The following is a 17012-nucleotide window of genomic DNA, read 5'->3' on the forward strand; positions in this document are numbered from 1 at the left end:
TCCCCCTGTTTAAGCACTGCATGCTACCCGCGTATGTTCTTTAATAGATAATTGGAAATGGAATATAATGAGGAGGACGTAGCCCAAGCGAAGGCGCGGGAGCGTACCGCTATGGGAGGCTCACCTTGGGCACTCGGTTTCCAAATAAACATTTTTCGGAACGTATGCAGGTTGGCACCTGCTTTTCGGAAGGATTTTCTCCTGCTTTATACATAATGAGTACATCCATAATTTCAAAACAGCCAATCTAAAAAAGGATCATTCTGCTCACCAGCAGAATGATCCTTTGAGTCTAATACTCAAATTTTTTTGACATATACAGCTTACTTGGCCATTAATGATCTTAATCAATCGATTATCCAAAAGTAGCATTTATTCATTTCAAGATATGAAGGAATATCAACTTAATACACTACTCTGACGGTATTTTTCAAGTTGTTCGTAGATGTCCTTTTTAAGCTTTGCTAAAGGCACAGATTTTAGTTTGTCTGTTAAACCAACATATTCACTAAATATCATATTCCACAACTGATCTTCATTGTCAAACAATTCCCTGAAATTCTCAATCATCAAGGTCCGACTTAATTCGTTATAATTTTTGAATGTATTTACCACTGAAAAAGCATCTTTATTATGATACTTAGTGTAACTATCTTGAAGACCTAACACGTCTATGTTCTTCTGGATGGAAGGATGATTGTCTAGCGATACCTTTACATGTTGCTCGTCATATATGTCTTCAATTTTGTTAAATGACACTTTGAATGTAATGAGGGGATCTAAATCAACTTCACCATATGGCGTCTGTTCAAGTTCAAATGAACTCTTTGTATGATTGCATCCGTAACAGGCGGGTACTAAATTAAAGAACGACATTGCAAGAAAGGGGTACGTTGCCTTGTCATGATAGTGATCAAGTTGTCCGGTACGCTTTAAATTTCGACCCTCAGGCTCTACGTTTGTTATATAGTTCCTGTTACAGAGTGGGCATACTTCAATCCCTAAGTTCTCCATAAGCTGTACTGCATTATACTTATTTTTAGCTTTACCGATGTATCCACTCGCTTTTGAAAATTTCATCTTATACATGTCATGAAGTTCCATAATATACCCAGGATATTTATCTAATTTGCATTTATTCATAATAACACGCAAATCTTTCGGTTTCGCTGTGATAACGTGCTTCAATGTATAATTTACATCAAAGCTTTTGAACCACTTATTAAGAGTTGAGGGCATACGTGTGTTTTTCTTTCTTAATTCCTGGACAACCGCATCGTAATGCTTCAGTGCAAGAGCGTCCTGTGACACTTCGTATATATTAATCATGTCTATCCTCTCCTAGATTATGTACTCTATCTCCCAACAACTCAAGCATTCGGCCAGCAATAATCGGTTCACCGACAAGCTGAATAATAGAACGAAGATAATCAATTTCCTCTCTGAGATTGCCGGACGAATCTTTAGATTCTTCACCTGTTTCATTGCGAAGCAACCTCAACCGTGAAATTGCATCGTTAACCTTTTGTAAGGCAAATTCACCAATGTTTGCTCGCATAAAAAAACCATTTGCAAGCAAATCATTGATATTAGCAGCTAGAGTGTGAAATTCTGTCGTTCCATCTCTAACTTTCGTCCCCCTCTCACTATGCTCGAGTAAAGAGACGCAATAGTTAGGTAAGTCAGACAATATGAACGGAGAATGGGATGTCAACAAGATCTGCACTCTCCGCTCAGGACCATAAACTACAGATAAAAATCGTATTAATGTATCGATAAATCGACGTTGCCATTCAGGATGGAAGTATAACTCTCCCTCGTCAATTAGTAGCAGTATATGTTTCGTTAACTTGACGTTACTGCCAAATACTTCTCCATCGTCCCTTGAATACAATCTAGAGAAAACGTTTAAAAATGCTCGTTCTCCCGAGCTGAGTTGCTGCCATTCGAAATCAAAGTAAGGAAAGGAACGGTAGGAGCGTCGATACGCTTGTACAAAAGCGTACGAGGGACTCTTCAATAACGTCTCTTGCATAATCGGTAATTTAAGATTAGGTTGTTCGGGTATGTTAGGCGATTTTGATACGAAAATAGAGTACTCATAGACATAATCGACCATATCGAGTAAATTCGTGAGCCACATTTGAATCATGGCGTCGTCAAAACGCCCAAGCGTAAATTCAAATAATTTTTTAACATAATCAGAGAACGCCTCATTATCGCTACGTACATTTATAAGAGATAGAATCGGATCATCTTTCTCTAATAATCTTAGGTTGGAGAATACAGTGACCTCTTTCAAGAAAGAGTACACCATTGCTCGATAAGTTATTAAGAGGAATACTCTCCTTCTCAATAAGGGCTTCTTGTTATATCTTCTTTCAGAGGTTATTTCATCAATTTTATTATTCACATAATCATTAAGATCATGGTAATAATCTGCGTGTTGCCCAAGGCTGCCAAAATCGCCCGTGTCGATGTTCCGGATTTTGACCAAGAGATTACCAGGAAGACGGAAAGGTAGTTCCTGCTCCGGAAAACGAATCGGATAATCATAGACGAAAAATACCTGACGGCTCAAATCCTCGTCTCGATGCACATCGATTGGACTCTGCTTAGAATCCCCGTGTTTGTAATCCAATCGTCTCAGGTGATCTCCTTTGATGAGATAGTTTGTCGAAAGATTGTAATAGTTATTGGCTGTCGTCTCTAGAGCATGATCGAAAATATTTGAAAAGTAGATGACCGAACTATCCGGCAGCTTCTGATGGGTATTTTGATCGTGATATATCTTTAGGGGGTGAAGTAAACCCTGATCCTCTACGGCCTCTAACTTGATATTCGATATATCATATAAAACAATCGTCTCACCTTTTTCATTCCGAAGTACCACCAATGCTTGTTTAATATTCATGCCCATAGCACGAACGAGATATTGTTTGATATAGTTTAGAAGAGTCGTCTTACCTGCACCGTTACTGCCAATCAGTGCTGTAATATTTGTTACGACGGCTGCCTCACCCTCGGGTGCCATACGATCATGGAAAAAACCCTTCACATAGTCGGGGTTTCTACTAACGGATAACACCCCGCTCTTTCGTTCAAAATTGAAACGAAGATCTCCGCACAATTGAAATCCTTGTTGATGGAATGGTCCATAAGCATTAAACCAAATATATAAGATTTCCATAAGTTCCCCTTTCTTGATCTTTTACTGTCCGCTTTATCATTTCTTCAATACATCAATTACTCAATATTATTGTTTCTGATTTATTTAACTTTCCTGCCTCCTTATGTCAAAGGTACATGTAACAAAATGTTTATATGCGCATACTTAAGCTGCTCAAGCTCTTCTCTAATTGCGTTGGCGGCGACGTTGCGCTTGTTTCTTCTTATCCTGACTCTTCTTCACCGTATAACCCGCAACAGAAATGGGGATCACCACATCGTAACTTACCCCTTCGCACGCGAAAGTTCCTGTTATTGAAGCTACTTAAAAAACTTCGTATCGGCTTCATGCAACTTCCCGTAGAAGACGCAAAGCAATAAATTGAAATCCGCCGGATTAAATTTCTTGATTCAACTGTCCGAGGAAAATTCCGACGTTCCATATCCGGACAAATCAACCAAGTAGAGTCCTCGTATTTAAATTCTTGGGCAAAGTAGTACTATTAACCTATAAGGTCATTGTAATGCGCAAAGGAAGATTACACCAGCTAACAGACTAAGCTAACGGAAAACTTTAGTTGAACAAAGACAGCGGCAGTCTAAGACTTTATTTTCAGTCTTGGTCTCCGCCGCTGTTGTCTAATACTTATATTTCGAAACCTGACGATTTTTCAAAGCATAAACCGCGTCAAATCAATCCCTTCAGTCTACTACATTATTTTCTCCGTACATTTAACATGATCAAAAAGTCACCCAAAGGTGACTTTTTGGTGACTTTCTCTTAATGATAGTCTGTTTTCACAAAAAAGCGTTAGCATGAGCTACGACCTTCGTCTGCTACACACTACGCTCTAGCAACGGGTACTTCCACTTAATACTTAATACTCATTAAATATGTTTCCTCCACCCATTTATATCTGCCCAAAAACGAAGGAGTTCAAGATTAACTGAGGCTCGAAACGATAGAGCAGGTTCAAAATCAAGGTTGGTTCGGTTGGCAATCCGATAGAGTGTCCTACTGTATTGTTCAAATGATCTGATTGTCGCTGGACCATCGATTACTAAAAGCAGTTCCTCCAGGTAGATAGTATTGTTTAAGCATTTTTCATGTTCATTGATATACCGGGCAAGACCGTTGATCTGTGACTGATCAAATTGAGAGTCTTTTCGCATCCGGATAATGTGACTTAAATGTGCTTGAGAATCATCACTATCAATTTGGGTTTGGTACATCGCGATCGTGCCCCTTTCCTTTGTAGTAATGAATCCGCTAAAGAAATAAAAACACGCGCAGACGATCTACGTGGCTCACAATGATGCTTATGCAACAAGCATGCTTGAGGTATACGTAGCATCTAAATCTGGCGTGTGCCTTATCCTCTTCTCACTCCATCATGTTACTTTCTACATATGAGTAGTTATACTCGTGGGTCGCCTTCTTTGTTCGACTAGCTAAATAATCTTTGTTATATGTAAATTTTGATTAAACTCTACTGTGACAACTTCTCCTTCAGAGAGCTGTAGCTGTTCCCATACCTGCTGATCTGCGGTAAGTTCCATCCCTTCCAGAAGAACGTAATAACGCTCTTCCGTATAGTCCGTCCATGTTATTGGTATAGTCATACTCCCGACTATCATCATGTTATAATTGCTGCTTTTCTTACCTTCCAACTTATAAGTCTTATTGATAATACCTGTCTTTTCAAACGTCTCATCTGTTTGAGACTCATAATTAGTGGGACTCGTTAAGACCAGAGATGTTTTCATCATTTCCGCTTTTGAATTAATTGTTATGAGGATGAAAACCAATAAGGATAAGATGAAAACTGATAGAACGGCTATCAAACTAAATAAACGCTTCATGAAGTAACCCCTTAATCCATTAAAGATGTTTATAAATAATTTACTCCTCATTTTCATCTTTCCAAGCTCTGACGGTTACTTTTCTATTCCCTTTAATGTAGACTTCCTCTATTACTCCATTTGTTTCTTCTCTTGATACCAGTTCCATATCATTTGTATCTATTACCTGTACACTCTGCCGGTTATGACTCAAAGCTTTACGAATACTCTCAGTTATTATCGATAAAATCATTAAAAAACATATGAACCATAAACCTATTGCAACTATATCTCCAAGTTCTGATATATAAGTCTCCATTCAACATTCCCCCTTAGTAAATGTCTGGTGTCAGTATCATCGACGACAATATGACTTCTGCCACTTAGGTAAATAACGCTAACCTCCGGCAATGTCCAATCAACATTATAAGTATAGCAATAAACTTTCAATAATGTCGGATTCCCGGAGTCTAAATTTCAAAGTATAATCTACTGAATATTTTTGTAAAACTACATCTTTTTTAAAAGATAGCCACGATTAAAAACTTGGTTTAGATGAGTTAAATATTTACTTTCTAATTTTTGGTTTCCAATAATACATGATCTAATTTCTTTCATTGTCTGCAGATTTTCAATAAAAAGGTTGTAGTCGTCACGCATACCTCTTTCTATAAAAGTATCGGCAGCTTGCTGAAGGAATGTAATCTCTTGATCGATATTCTCCATAAAGAACTCGCGATGTTCACTTATAACATCATTAGTGATAGGATAATATTTTCGAATCTTCTTTATGGCCATTAAGTTGTTAATTATCTGAGGGATAATATAAAAGACTAGTATGAATGAAAACCCCGAAATAATGATTTCCATAGGAGATAACGACCTAAGTCTAAACCACTGCCCCACTTGATCTATTCCATTCCCCACCAATAATGATCCTGGGAATATAATAATTGCCCTGAACAAATTTTTGATATTCTTCTCTATGTAGCGTAAATTGTTCACCATCTTGACCTCCGTTAGTAAATTAAACCTCTTATAGAGTCACCCAAGGGTCATTCAATAGTGACCTTATTAAATTCACTTGTATCAAATGGATGTTTTCTGTCACAAAAAACGCATCTAATCCAGAGAAGGAGTAGATGCGTACTTCGCATTTCGTGTATTCGATTACGTAAATCCTATCATTTTTTGCTTGTTCCTTCAATACATAAACTCGTTTTGTTTAGTACATAATTTGATTAGTTCGCTTTCCTCTTAAGGCTGCCTACGATTCCAAGTTCCCGCTTCGCCTGCTTCATGATTCGTGCTAATTCCTTCGCCTCGGACTTTGTAATCTCTTTATTCCTCTTATTCATGCTATTCCACCCTTTCCCGTTTTTCATTCTATCTTCAATCTTGCCAATCTTTTTGACTTTTAAACATGAGGCATATCTACTAATCGCAGACATAGAATGATAGAAAATCTAAGTCCGCTGGAGGTTGCCACTGATGAAGAAATATAGCCTAATTAGATCAGAGTTAGATAGTTTGCAAAGCCGTAGCAACATAAAAGGAATTCTAAGTACTATACTCACGCTCCCTTCACGATCAACTGCTGTGTTCATGAAGATTGATTTACCTGAGTACGAAGTGTTGCGTGCACAGGTCTTTTTAGAGGATATAGCTGATAAACTCGAAGATGATGCGGCACTAAGTATTGTCGATCTCATTGCTCTGCTTTTAAAAGATTTCCTTCATGTCACGACCACGACTAAGATGGAGGATCTGAAAACCTCATTATTGGAAATGAAGAAGAAGTACCTCTCTAAAACAGAAACTATAGAAGAATTAGTTGAACTTTCCCCTGGCCGCTCTTCTCTTCAATTGAAAGAGAAGCCACGTAGGGTTAAATATTATACTCTTGAACTCACGGTGCCACGTAAAACAGCTTTAAGACTAGAAATTGTTTTATATGATCTCGAACAAATGTTTAAATCGTTCAAAATTGGAATGGACGAGCTAGTTGCTATTGTATTTCTTGAATTCGTACATCATCTTAAGATCGGAAAACAAAAAGATATGATTAAACGATTTATTCAATGCTTTGGATAAACATATCCAACTCCATCATAGACAACGAGAAAAACTCTATGTATCGGGGGCGAATATACATTTCATCATACTAGTGTACTCCTCTTACCTCAGGGTCAGTGTGGTGTCATAATTAGTGAGAATAATTTCTAAATTAATGAGATGAAAATTATCGAGTACTGAATTATTATGCTTTGATTCGTATGAACAATTGCCCATGCATAGCTGCTCTATTTTTCCAATACTTCTGTTTGTTCAATGTATCTTATTTTATTTACAAGCGTCACTTGTCTTCTGGCTAGTGCTACCGTTGCTTTATTCAAACGGTAAGCATTTTTTGTTTGATTAAACGGTAAGAGGTCCTCAGAATGAAGTATATACGGCTATACATTCCGCGAATAATTATACAATTATACATCTAGCCTTTGGCGGATAATCTCATCAATAGTGAAAATCAGGCCAGTACAGCAACGTTTAAGGGAAGATCATTCTCACTAATTCTGAATACGGCCCTTGATAAATCGAGATTTTTAACCAATGTTTTCTCACTATTTCTAACACTACACACGTTTTTTTAGTATCGGGGGCGAATATACAAATAAACGCTCCCTATATAGGGAGCGACAGTTGTTGAACACCTGCTTGGTTTGCCATACTGGTGGAGTTCAGTAATAAATTGGTTGGTGTTACTTCAAGGTACGAAGTCCCTGTTTCATCTTCATGAATAGTAAATTCCTCAAGAAGAGAAATCTCTACCATGTTCTTACAAGCATCCTCAACAGCTTTTTTCTTGTAGACTGGACGTGTCGCCTTGGAACCCATGAGGTTTGATATTTCTTCCAGAGGCCAACGTGTAATCCCTTGTCCAACCTGCGCCGGAAGGAAAAGATACAAGTTCTGCGCAGTGTCTGTTTTAAGATCTTCTAAGATGGCTAGACTAAGATATGCAATAGCTCCGGATTGCAGCGAGCGATAGATCATATCCGAGAACATAATTTTGAATGTGCTGTGCCGGTCTTTACGTCCAATAGCTTGGAGAATATTGATACGATCTAAGGAATCAATAATCCCCTTCTCGTAGTAGTAGCAAAACTCGAATTTACTGTCCTGTAGTACCTCAAGGGACTGCCAAATTTCATTATACGTCTTACCACCTGTATCACGATTCATTGCTTTGGCCAACGAGTATATTGTAAATTCAAACTCTTTCTGCTTTCCGCTTTCCTCCCAGAGTTTGTGAATACCGATTAATACCTTTGCATCCTGCAATGTTAATTCTTTGTTGGCTGGATGATAGATACGCGTACGACGATTGTCTCGAACTAAAGTGTCACCATCTTCTGCTGCAGATAAGGCTTTTTGCCGCTTAGTAGAAATTGAGGAAATTGCACCTTCAGCAAATATATGGCCATATGGGTGTGAAGGCTTGTTGTAGTAGGTTGCTCTTCTAATTTCTTGAGATTTGTTCCAAATGATCTGCTTGATTTGGTGTTTAAATATTTCTTTGTTAATGGCATCTGCCTCTTCTTGTGTGTTCGTTTGTTGAAGGAGTAGTTTAGTTAACTCGAGTTCTTTCTGACCTTCATCCCGAATGTGTCTTTGAGCTTCTTCTTTTGATTTACTCTTTAGTTGATCTGCAGCTTTTATAATTAAGTCCTGGACTTTTGGGTCTTCTTTCGGGAGCTCAAGCACTACTATCTTAGAGACCCACTGATCGATATTTACTTTTCGACGTGGCATGGTAACAGCTCCTTTATTGTCAGGATATTCTGTACATATATTCAGTATATTTATACTTACTGCTTTAGAATAACACAGATCCGAATGATCTGATAAGATTCGAGTACCAATTGTATATCCGCCCCCGATACTATGTAGACTTAATACCGTTAATACGTATATTCAACCCCGATACTTAAAATATCTGTATTCTTATGATGTATATTCGCCCCCGATACCTTTTAGGAAAATTAAAAAGCACCACATGATTAACAATGTTGGTGCCCCATTGGACTACTTATATTCGAGTAATGTATATTCAGCCCCGATACTTTGAATCTCCAGCTAGAGTGATGTCAACGAACATATCAATACCTTTAAAAAATCGATTGTTCGTTTTCCCCCGTTGATATGTATATTCGCCCCCGATACCCTGCGAAATCTAAGAAAATATACCAAAAAAAATTTTCCGAACATTCAACCCCGTTAGAATGTATATTCGCCCCCGATATACTGTCTATTCAAACCCGATAATTTGTTTATTCGTCCCCGATAAATCTAAGATGTATATTCGCCCCCGATACCTTGACGCGAAAAATATCAAAAAATACAATGACGGTAGGCTAGATTAGAAGTATATGCCATGAGTAATATAAAAATACCTAGATAAGAAAAAAAGCCCCCGAAGTGGGGGCCGGGCCTTTAGGCCGATCGAATAAAAAAACCGCACACCGCTGAGTCGAGCCGCTAACTCAAATTCAGCAATGCTATTCCGCAGGATACTGTTTCCGCAAAAAAACAGTATGCCTGGGGCCGTGTTAAGGTCGCCCAAAAACAACTTTAACTTAGCCGGTGCCCTTCTATTATACGAGACAGTTCCAGTAAATTCAAGGGTTTCCGGCGTGAAAAACTCTATTAGGAGGCTTCTTCATGCCAAAAAGCATCAATCACTCTAACCAATTTTTGTTTGATGGTATTAAATCCATCCTTAATAACTCGGATCTTAAAACATATGAAAAAATAATTATGATTGTAATCAAGATGCATCAAGAGGAATACGGTGATGTATTTCCCGATTACGACACCATCGCTGCTGCAGGTGGGATGTCTAAACGTAAAGCACAGTACGTGGTTAAGGATCTCCAAGCACGTAACATGATTGAAAAGTTTAGTCGTTTCAAAGAAGTTGCAGATGGAACTCGTAAACAAACATCTAATCGTTACACAATCGTTGATGAACAGGTTGCTAAATCAAAAAATGATTCTGATGCACAGCATGCACAAAAAGCACAAGATGCACCTATAACGAATTCTCCATGTGCACAAGATGCACCCTATAATTCAGGTTTTGAGAATCAAGAATCTTTAGATCTTTATCCTTCTACTGATTTAAAAGATGAAGAAGAATATATAACGCGCGAGCGTGAGAAACAATCTAAAACTTATGCATGTTATGCACAAGTCTTTAACGAAATGATTAAAGACCACGGGACGGGGATATTAAGCTTTAAACAAGAAGAGTTTCTGGAAACCTGTAAAGTATACAACCTTCCTGTTAGATTGGTAAGTGAACTTTATCCTCAAATCAAAAAGGAGATTCAAAAGTTTCATTACGAAGCAATCCACCGCACCTTTGATAAGTTTATTACTTATTTGGTAAAGAGGAAAATTGCTAATCCGATCGCTTGGTTTGTTTCAACCTTTCGTAATGAAAATCTAAAAGTTCTAACAGAATTAGGGATCCGATTCGGAAAGATAGTTTCATAAATCTACAAATCAAAATGCTCAATAGATGTATACATCTTTGCAAGAAGACTCATTAAATTTGATTCGAGGAGAATAATTTATTCTTTTAAGAAGATAGAGGGGCTCTTTCTAGCAAAAACAAACCTAGCTCCAAGTACAATGAATGAACTGCTGATGCTTTATCATTATTTTTTGTATCAGTCAGCTTGTTTCATTAAGGCTTGAGCTTACATTTTCAATTCAGTTGTTCTGTGAGATTGCTCAACATGCCCTTCTGTTTGGAAAATATGGACAAAGGTACTTGATTGGATTGATTACAGGGGACTCTTGGTCTTATTAAGAGAACCAAAATTAATCTGAAATGTATCTTGTGGGCTAATAGCATTTTCTTTTACTATTGAAAAAGGCTATGGAACAAGCGAGCATGTATTTTCTACATATTCTTTTGTTTATGGTCTTAAGTATAATTTAATGTTTCATATGCACTATTCACCTTTTTCTGATGAGTGTATATAAGGGGAACCAGCTTCTGTATTTCAGCTTATCCCTAAATTTCTCCGGATTGGTTCTAAAAACAATCAAAAAACGCCCCTTAATAAGGAGCGTCGTTAGTGTATGATTAATGAATATAAGGTGTACTGTGATCAGATTCAATGAAATACGGTACCAAATTGATGGGATTGTCCCAATCCCCGATTTTAAATCCGATTGACAGTGTCTCTTGTGTTTGATTTGAAGTCGTTTGAGGCTTAAATGAAAGACCCACAACCTTAAAGACTCCATGCGCTTCTTTTAAAAACCGTTTAGGTGCTTTCATAATAGTTGGTCCCTTCTTACTCTGAATAAGTTTTTATCGCAATATTGATATTTTCCGTTTAATCTATAAGGGCCTTTAAATACCTATATAAAAAAAGTAGTGAGTCACATTGACTATAAACAACATTTTATTCCACATAAACAAAAAAGACAAGGCTTTGTAAGCTTTGTCTCTTCATAAAGTTTAATGTAATTATAATAATATGTTAAATTATCTGTCCTCTCTTCAAGCCACAATACTCACATTCTTCACCGTTAGACACGATCTTTGTGAAGTCCTCGCTGAAGCAATAAGCTTCACTCCAGGTATGTTCACAAAACTCTTTGTCGTTACGGAAATCTACATTTTGATCGTATTTATGCATTTGAAACAACCTTTAGTGCCTCTGGTTTAATCAGAGCCTGGCTTCCTCCTCCATACTCCATTACTTTGTTCTTTCCAGTTTGTTTAGCATTGTACATCGCTTCATCTGCTTGCTTTATTAACACTTCAGGTGGTAATCCACTTTCAAATATCTTGTAACCGATACTTGCAGTTACCATCGATTCTTGCTCAATACGTCTCCTCATTCTTTCGGTTAGTTCAACCATGTCTACATCCTCATTGAGAATTAACATCACCATTTCTTCTCCACCATAACGACCTGCGATTCCAAGGCCATCAACTTCTTCCATTAAAATGGTGGCCACTTCCTTCAGAACCCCATCCCCAACCTTATGCCCTTTTGTATCATTCAATTTCTTAAAATTGTCGATATCGGTGAAAATAATATGTACGGGTATATTTTGATCTACACATTTCGTAATGTATTTCATAAAATAGCGGCGGTTGAATAAACCAGTTAATGGATCTGTGATTGCGGATACGTAAGAGCTTTGCATTATGACAAGTGAATGATCCATTAAAGTTGCAAATAGAACTACGTATGCAGCAGGTGCTAAAAGAGAATAGATCAGGTTCATCCCCCCTGAAATTGCAGGAATCAGATCGGCCAATAAGGAACATAATAATGCAAATACAAAAATGCCAGTAGATAACCAAACACTTTTTCCTCGACTTATTCTTTTTCCAAAAAGGATGGTAATGCCCAATACAGAGATAGCGCTTAAGGCACTTCCTGCCCAAATGGAGAAAGTTCCCGTAAAGAAACATACAGCTGCAGGTAAGAAAAATAATATGTAAGTTTTAATGTCTGCCTTGTTGTGAATTCGATAAAATCCAAATAGAATCACTAATAAACTCGAATTGGATACTGCATTTATAGCTTTAACAAGCCATGAGAGTTCGGTACTTGTGACTGCAGCTATTAAAAGTAAAATAAAGCTTACTACATTAAAAATCATATATCCAAATGATATTTTGGAGAGCATCGCATATGATTTCTTTTTTCGTTTTGCATGTAACTGCAGAGATAATAACCACATTAAGACGCTTATTGGAATAATGAGTGCTACTCTTACAAATTCTCCATTAACTCCATTAAATAAATCTAGTAATGACATAATCAACCACTCCTTTTCATTGATAAAAATTATTGAACCAGTCACGGTGCATTTGCATCGGATTCTTTATATATTGCATCCAGGCATGCTTGCTGTCTCGCTTGAATTTTTCTTTCATCTCCAGGAATAGCGTTATTAAAACCGGCCCCCATAAAACTGAACCGCTCAGAAGGAAATAAAACATTCCTTTTGCTGAATTCAACACGTAGTACCAACCGTTGTAACTCTCATCTAGATTCTTCGCTTTTGCCCAACAAAAGAAAAATAGGTAAAAAAGAAATCCAGTCGATATATATGCAATGGGGAGGATGATTTGTAATCGAAATATAAACACTAAGACTAGTCCCAATGCCAACCAAAGATATCTGTATCTCTTGCGCATAATGAACCCCTTTGCAATCAAAGTTACTAAATATTTATTGAACTAGAATAAGTGACACTTATGGTGTGATTATTGTTTCATTAGTTAGTGGCAATATTCTTAATAACTTATCCTAAATTTCCCCTCTCACTATGAAATAAGAATAAAAAAAGCGAACGCCTATTAAATGGGCGTTCGCGTGCTTCGCGTTTCTGGTTATTCAGTTAAGTATTATTATACAACATTAGTGCCTCGTGCTCAATGAAAACCCTAATCATCATTTACATATATTCGTAAAATGATTGCTTTATCCATTAGAACCACTCGGAGTCAAACCGAGAATCTTAAAAATCTAGTTTAATAATTTTGCAGCCTCTAGTGCTTGTTCTGCTTTTTTTATGCTTTCGCTGGTTTGCTCGATCGCCGCATTGATCTTGTTAATATTCATTGCATCTTTCCAGCCGCTGAGGAGCGATGTTAAGTTGCCTATTAACTGTGATCCTCCTTCTGTAACCGTAGCAATTAATTCCGGATCTGATATAACGCCTTTCACGTTTGCTACATAGGACTTTAACTTCTCTGCTAGCTGTTTGTCAGCCAGTGTTGCCGATAGTTGTTCTACAATTTCTGAATTCTCCACGGCAACTGCCATATGTCTAAAATACTCCTTTAATGAATCATGAACACGGGCTGTCTTTTCAACCAATAAAATGGTGTCGCCTAATGTAAGTGAGGAGCTAGAATCAGTTTGATCAAAATTGATTCCAAAATCGAGTAAGGATAACTCTTGATCGATTTCTTCTAGTTGGAGTGCCCTACTAGTAATTTTTGCTGCAGATGAGAGTGTTAAGGGCTCATCAATATCTGAGATTTCATCTTTAAGGATCAAACCTGCCTCGATCGCATAGTCGATTGTTTTTTGGACCTTTTCATTTTGGCTAAGATCATAGAAAGACTTAGTTAGGAAAATCGCTTTAGCTTCTGGGAATAGAGCGATTATCAAAAATTTAAGCAGTTGCTCCTCGGTAACAACTTCTTTTGGATCAAACTCCCCATCGATAAAACCGTATTCAGAAGCCTTTTCCTTAAGATAGTTAATATTTGTTTGTGTGTTATTTTCAGATTCCTTTGAAGGCTTTGACCACAATCCTCTTGCTGAGGACTTAGCTTCTGCTTCTAGATGAGAGAATAAATCTTTCCATTTAGAATTTGGTTCAATTGTTAACTCTCGAGCATATCCACCGGCTACTAGATCCGCATTATACATCAACCCATTCTCTAAGAACACGTATGCCAGTGTCCGCCCATATGGATCATCTGACTTATCTTCAGCAATAAATACTGTTTGTTGGCTAAGACTTTTTTTCGTATAATTCGAAGCCTCAGGACCCCAGTACTCTACTGCGCTACCCTCCTTGACCGTCTCGGGAGTATCTACTCCGATTAGTCTTATAACATCTTTCTGGCCTTTTTTAGGACCATCCTTATAAATGCCCTCAAATGTATCTCCATCCCGTATGTGCTCGACTTTAAACTCTTGAAGTTTAGCAGAATTAATTATAACGGTGTTAGGTTCTTTAATCCAACCTACGTTAGTGCCTAATGACTCACTTACGAAACGAAGCGGTACGTATGTAGTACTATTTAAAATTGTTGGCTCGACAGAAACATTAAAAACATCTCCATTTTTCAATACTTCCTTTTTCCCGATGGTTAGCTTGATCGTTATATTTCCTTTTGTTGCTGTCACCGAGCTTGAATTGCTGTCCCATTTCACTTGGGCACCCAACTCCTCAAATATTGCTCGCATTGGTACCATCGTGCTTCCCTTAATCAACTGAGGATCTTGATCAAACTCCATGTTTTTTCCATCGAGATATACAGATATACCTTCGGCAGCTCTTGAGTTCGAAGGACTGGCTAAAAGCGTTATGACCGTAATCGCGCATATTGCTGTTTTCTTCAACAAAATAATTACCCCCTAACAACAAATAAGCGCACAATCTCCATAGGAGATGTGCGCGTGCTTCGTCGCTTAATGTTATTCAATTACATTAATTATACGAACTGTATTTATTCCCGGCAACCCTTTATATTAGATAATCTCACAGTGTAGTCCAGCCTCAATTGCTCGCTTCTGAGTTTCATGATCTAGAGTAACAAAGATAATGGAAATTAAGTCTGTTCTTTCTGCATACAAATATGCGCCAATAGCTCGATCACTAATATTGGCCAGGTCTAATCCGATTTTCTCAACGTAGGAGACGTTAGTACCAATTTGCATGAAAGCATGGCTAAATTCAATTTGTGAGTCATACTGGTAAATTCCAACTACCTTATTCTTCTTTTGAGCAGCAAAAACTTCTTCTGTAATGAGAATTGAGCCAGGAGTGTCCACTTGAAAAAGTTGCGGATATTTTGTAAGGACCCCGATATCGAGAGCAACTACATACCCCTTATTGAGGTAGTACTCCAAAATTTCATCTCCAGAAGTATGGAGCTCATGAAGCTGATTTCCACCAAAAAATGAATCGGAGCTAACATCAGCTTTCGTATAAGTAGCTTCCTTGATTCGTCTTTCACGGGCCAAACTGATACGGTATTCAATGTATACGTATAACATAATGCAGCAGAAAATCGCGCCGAAAATCTGTAATATAAGTATCTCAAAGTTCCCCATCGCTCTCACTCTTTCCAACGGTGATATAATGGCTCATTATATCATGAGGATTGCCGTCTAGCATTTTTGGAGCAGTAACAAATAGAAACCAATATACTAACCTTTCTCGGTTTTCTCATTAAGCTAATAAGTTTGAACAGTATATCGTATTCAGATCAACTTCAATCTTCTGCAGGCTTATGCTGCAATGATAACCCTTTCGTAATAAAAGGAAAGTTTGGATGTACTTTTTGAGCGAGAGATTTACACATGTTTAGTTGCTAACTTTCCAGGTTGTCTTTGAAGGAATAACTGTTTTTTTGTCCATGTCTTGAATTATCGATTCAAGATTGATAATGACATCAACGGAGTTCTTTAGATGAAAAGCTGATTTATTCTTACCCAGAACTGCAAACACTGTTGATCCATTCTTTTGCGCTCTTTCAATGGCAGGCACAAAATCTGCGTCTCCTGAAAAAACTACTATGTATTCATATTTATACACGGATAACTCGTATATATCTAGTGCCATCAATACATCTAACTGCTTCTCCTTTAGAGAACCATCATCCTGAAAGTAGCACTCCCCTCTTAATACGTTTATTCCATCATATTGTAATGCCTCGAAAAACTTGTATCTGCTATTGTACTTGGCATCCTCAACATGGCCTTTAGGGGGCAGGGTCCCATAAAAGTTGAAATCAGTTACCATCTTCTGTCCATAGTTACTCTTTAGATATTGCTCGATCGACTGATAAAACTTTTTCCATGATCGAAATCCGCCCACCCCTACATCATGTAACTGATGCATAGCATTACTTTCATCAATCAATATAGCGCTTTTAAGTCGTTTCCCCACAGGCCTCATGTTGTTAACCCCGCCATTTTTTTGTTCTTTGATACCATAAGTAAATGTCGCAGAGACAAACCTAAGACCGTTGACAATCGAAGAAGATAATCCTCGTTAGGAAAACGAATATCTCTTTCCCAGGCAGAGATTGTAGTTTTATCCACATCTAACTTTAGAGCTAATTGAGCTTGCGAGTATTTCAGTTTCAACCTGCTTTCTCTTATATCTAAGCCAATAGTCGTTATTTTTTCATTCGATTTATTAGACATAATGTG

The 17012-nt window shown here is 37.6% G+C and carries 15 protein-coding genes; 2 read left to right on the forward strand and 13 right to left on the reverse strand.

Features of this window, described 5'->3' with window-relative positions; all coding sequences use genetic code 11:
- Positions 1 to 399: 399 nt before the first annotated feature.
- The 6 genes from ACFQ3J_RS24970 to ACFQ3J_RS24995 all read right to left on the reverse strand — a co-directional run bounded on the left by ACFQ3J_RS24970 (position 400) and on the right by ACFQ3J_RS24995 (position 6018).
- Entirely contained in the window at positions 400 to 1329 is a 930-nt protein-coding gene (locus ACFQ3J_RS24970) for a hypothetical protein (RefSeq protein ID WP_090727757.1), read from the reverse strand.
- On the reverse strand, positions 1322 to 3190 hold the full coding sequence (locus ACFQ3J_RS24975) for an AAA family ATPase (protein WP_090727759.1): 1869 nt from the start codon (positions 3188 to 3190) through the stop codon (positions 1322 to 1324). The genes ACFQ3J_RS24970 and ACFQ3J_RS24975 overlap by 8 nt, the downstream gene beginning before the upstream one ends.
- An 866-nt stretch (positions 3191 to 4056) precedes the next feature.
- Positions 4057 to 4401, reverse strand: a complete 345-nt coding sequence (locus ACFQ3J_RS24980) for a hypothetical protein (RefSeq protein ID WP_090727761.1) — start codon at positions 4399 to 4401, stop codon at positions 4057 to 4059.
- A gap of 219 nt (positions 4402 to 4620) precedes the next feature.
- Positions 4621 to 5031, reverse strand: a complete 411-nt coding sequence (locus tag ACFQ3J_RS24985; protein WP_090727763.1) for a hypothetical protein — start codon at positions 5029 to 5031, stop codon at positions 4621 to 4623.
- Positions 5032 to 5071: 40 nt separating this feature from the next.
- Complete coding sequence (locus ACFQ3J_RS24990) at positions 5072 to 5329, reverse strand: hypothetical protein (protein WP_090727765.1); 258 nt, start codon at positions 5327 to 5329, stop codon at positions 5072 to 5074.
- A gap of 191 nt (positions 5330 to 5520) precedes the next feature.
- Positions 5521 to 6018: a hypothetical protein gene (locus ACFQ3J_RS24995; RefSeq protein ID WP_090727766.1), complete on the reverse strand. Its 498-nt coding sequence runs from the start codon at positions 6016 to 6018 to the stop codon at positions 5521 to 5523.
- Between the two features lie 483 nt (positions 6019 to 6501).
- Between ACFQ3J_RS24995 and ACFQ3J_RS25000 the strand changes: the two genes are divergently transcribed.
- Positions 6502 to 7104: a hypothetical protein gene (locus ACFQ3J_RS25000; protein WP_090727768.1), complete on the forward strand. Its 603-nt coding sequence runs from the start codon at positions 6502 to 6504 to the stop codon at positions 7102 to 7104.
- Positions 7105 to 7692: 588 nt separating this feature from the next.
- On the opposite strand, the gene ACFQ3J_RS25005 is transcribed toward ACFQ3J_RS25000, so the two are convergent.
- The gene (locus tag ACFQ3J_RS25005) at positions 7693 to 8823 is read right to left on the reverse strand and encodes a replication initiator protein A (RefSeq protein ID WP_090727770.1); all 1131 of its coding nucleotides are present in this window, start codon (positions 8821 to 8823) and stop codon (positions 7693 to 7695) included.
- Positions 8824 to 9732: 909 nt separating this feature from the next.
- Here ACFQ3J_RS25005 and ACFQ3J_RS25010 point away from each other — a divergent pair.
- Positions 9733 to 10569, forward strand: coding sequence for a helix-turn-helix domain-containing protein (locus ACFQ3J_RS25010; protein WP_090727771.1), 837 nt, complete (start codon positions 9733 to 9735; stop codon positions 10567 to 10569).
- A gap of 598 nt (positions 10570 to 11167) precedes the next feature.
- Here ACFQ3J_RS25010 and ACFQ3J_RS25015 read toward each other — a convergent pair.
- The 6 genes from ACFQ3J_RS25015 to ACFQ3J_RS25040 all read right to left on the reverse strand — a co-directional run bounded on the left by ACFQ3J_RS25015 (position 11168) and on the right by ACFQ3J_RS25040 (position 17006).
- Positions 11168 to 11365, reverse strand: coding sequence for a hypothetical protein (locus ACFQ3J_RS25015; RefSeq protein WP_090727773.1), 198 nt, complete (start codon positions 11363 to 11365; stop codon positions 11168 to 11170).
- Between the two features lie 356 nt (positions 11366 to 11721).
- Positions 11722 to 12867 (reverse strand): GGDEF domain-containing protein, encoded by a 1146-nt coding sequence (locus ACFQ3J_RS25020; RefSeq protein WP_090727774.1) that lies wholly within the window; start codon positions 12865 to 12867, stop codon positions 11722 to 11724.
- A gap of 713 nt (positions 12868 to 13580) precedes the next feature.
- On the reverse strand, positions 13581 to 15197 hold the full coding sequence (locus tag ACFQ3J_RS25025; protein ID WP_090727777.1) for a stalk domain-containing protein: 1617 nt from the start codon (positions 15195 to 15197) through the stop codon (positions 13581 to 13583).
- A gap of 126 nt (positions 15198 to 15323) precedes the next feature.
- Complete coding sequence (locus ACFQ3J_RS25030) at positions 15324 to 15908, reverse strand: hypothetical protein (protein WP_090727778.1); 585 nt, start codon at positions 15906 to 15908, stop codon at positions 15324 to 15326.
- 253 nt (positions 15909 to 16161) lie between these two features.
- Positions 16162 to 16755: an NYN domain-containing protein gene (locus ACFQ3J_RS25035; RefSeq protein ID WP_090727780.1), complete on the reverse strand. Its 594-nt coding sequence runs from the start codon at positions 16753 to 16755 to the stop codon at positions 16162 to 16164.
- Complete coding sequence (locus tag ACFQ3J_RS25040; RefSeq protein ID WP_090727781.1) at positions 16752 to 17006, reverse strand: helix-turn-helix domain-containing protein; 255 nt, start codon at positions 17004 to 17006, stop codon at positions 16752 to 16754. The genes ACFQ3J_RS25035 and ACFQ3J_RS25040 overlap by 4 nt, the downstream gene beginning before the upstream one ends.
- Positions 17007 to 17012: the final 6 nt, after the last annotated feature.

Origin of the sequence: Paenibacillus provencensis (assembly GCF_042678545.1) — a bacterium.
Classification (GTDB): domain Bacteria; phylum Bacillota; class Bacilli; order Paenibacillales; family Paenibacillaceae; genus Paenibacillus; species Paenibacillus provencensis.

Excerpts from the sequence above, each read along its gene's own strand:
- ACFQ3J_RS24970 (WP_090727757.1), bottom strand. The coding sequence starts at position 1,329 with ATGATTAATATATACGAAGTGTCACAGGACGCTCTTGCACTGAAGCAT.
- ACFQ3J_RS24975 (WP_090727759.1), bottom strand. The coding sequence starts at position 3,190 with ATGGAAATCTTATATATTTGGTTTAATGCTTATGGACCATTCCATCAA.
- ACFQ3J_RS24980 (WP_090727761.1), bottom strand. The coding sequence starts at position 4,401 with ATGTACCAAACCCAAATTGATAGTGATGATTCTCAAGCACATTTAAGT.
- ACFQ3J_RS24985 (WP_090727763.1), bottom strand. The coding sequence starts at position 5,031 with ATGAAGCGTTTATTTAGTTTGATAGCCGTTCTATCAGTTTTCATCTTA.
- ACFQ3J_RS24990 (WP_090727765.1), bottom strand. The coding sequence starts at position 5,329 with ATGGAGACTTATATATCAGAACTTGGAGATATAGTTGCAATAGGTTTA.
- ACFQ3J_RS24995 (WP_090727766.1), bottom strand. The coding sequence starts at position 6,018 with ATGGTGAACAATTTACGCTACATAGAGAAGAATATCAAAAATTTGTTC.
- ACFQ3J_RS25000 (WP_090727768.1), top strand. The coding sequence starts at position 6,502 with ATGAAGAAATATAGCCTAATTAGATCAGAGTTAGATAGTTTGCAAAGC.
- ACFQ3J_RS25005 (WP_090727770.1), bottom strand. The coding sequence starts at position 8,823 with ATGCCACGTCGAAAAGTAAATATCGATCAGTGGGTCTCTAAGATAGTA.
- ACFQ3J_RS25010 (WP_090727771.1), top strand. The coding sequence starts at position 9,733 with ATGCCAAAAAGCATCAATCACTCTAACCAATTTTTGTTTGATGGTATT.
- ACFQ3J_RS25015 (WP_090727773.1), bottom strand. The coding sequence starts at position 11,365 with ATGAAAGCACCTAAACGGTTTTTAAAAGAAGCGCATGGAGTCTTTAAG.
- ACFQ3J_RS25020 (WP_090727774.1), bottom strand. The coding sequence starts at position 12,867 with ATGTCATTACTAGATTTATTTAATGGAGTTAATGGAGAATTTGTAAGA.
- ACFQ3J_RS25030 (WP_090727778.1), bottom strand. The coding sequence starts at position 15,908 with ATGGGGAACTTTGAGATACTTATATTACAGATTTTCGGCGCGATTTTC.
- ACFQ3J_RS25035 (WP_090727780.1), bottom strand. The coding sequence starts at position 16,755 with ATGAGGCCTGTGGGGAAACGACTTAAAAGCGCTATATTGATTGATGAA.
- ACFQ3J_RS25040 (WP_090727781.1), bottom strand. The coding sequence starts at position 17,006 with ATGTCTAATAAATCGAATGAAAAAATAACGACTATTGGCTTAGATATA.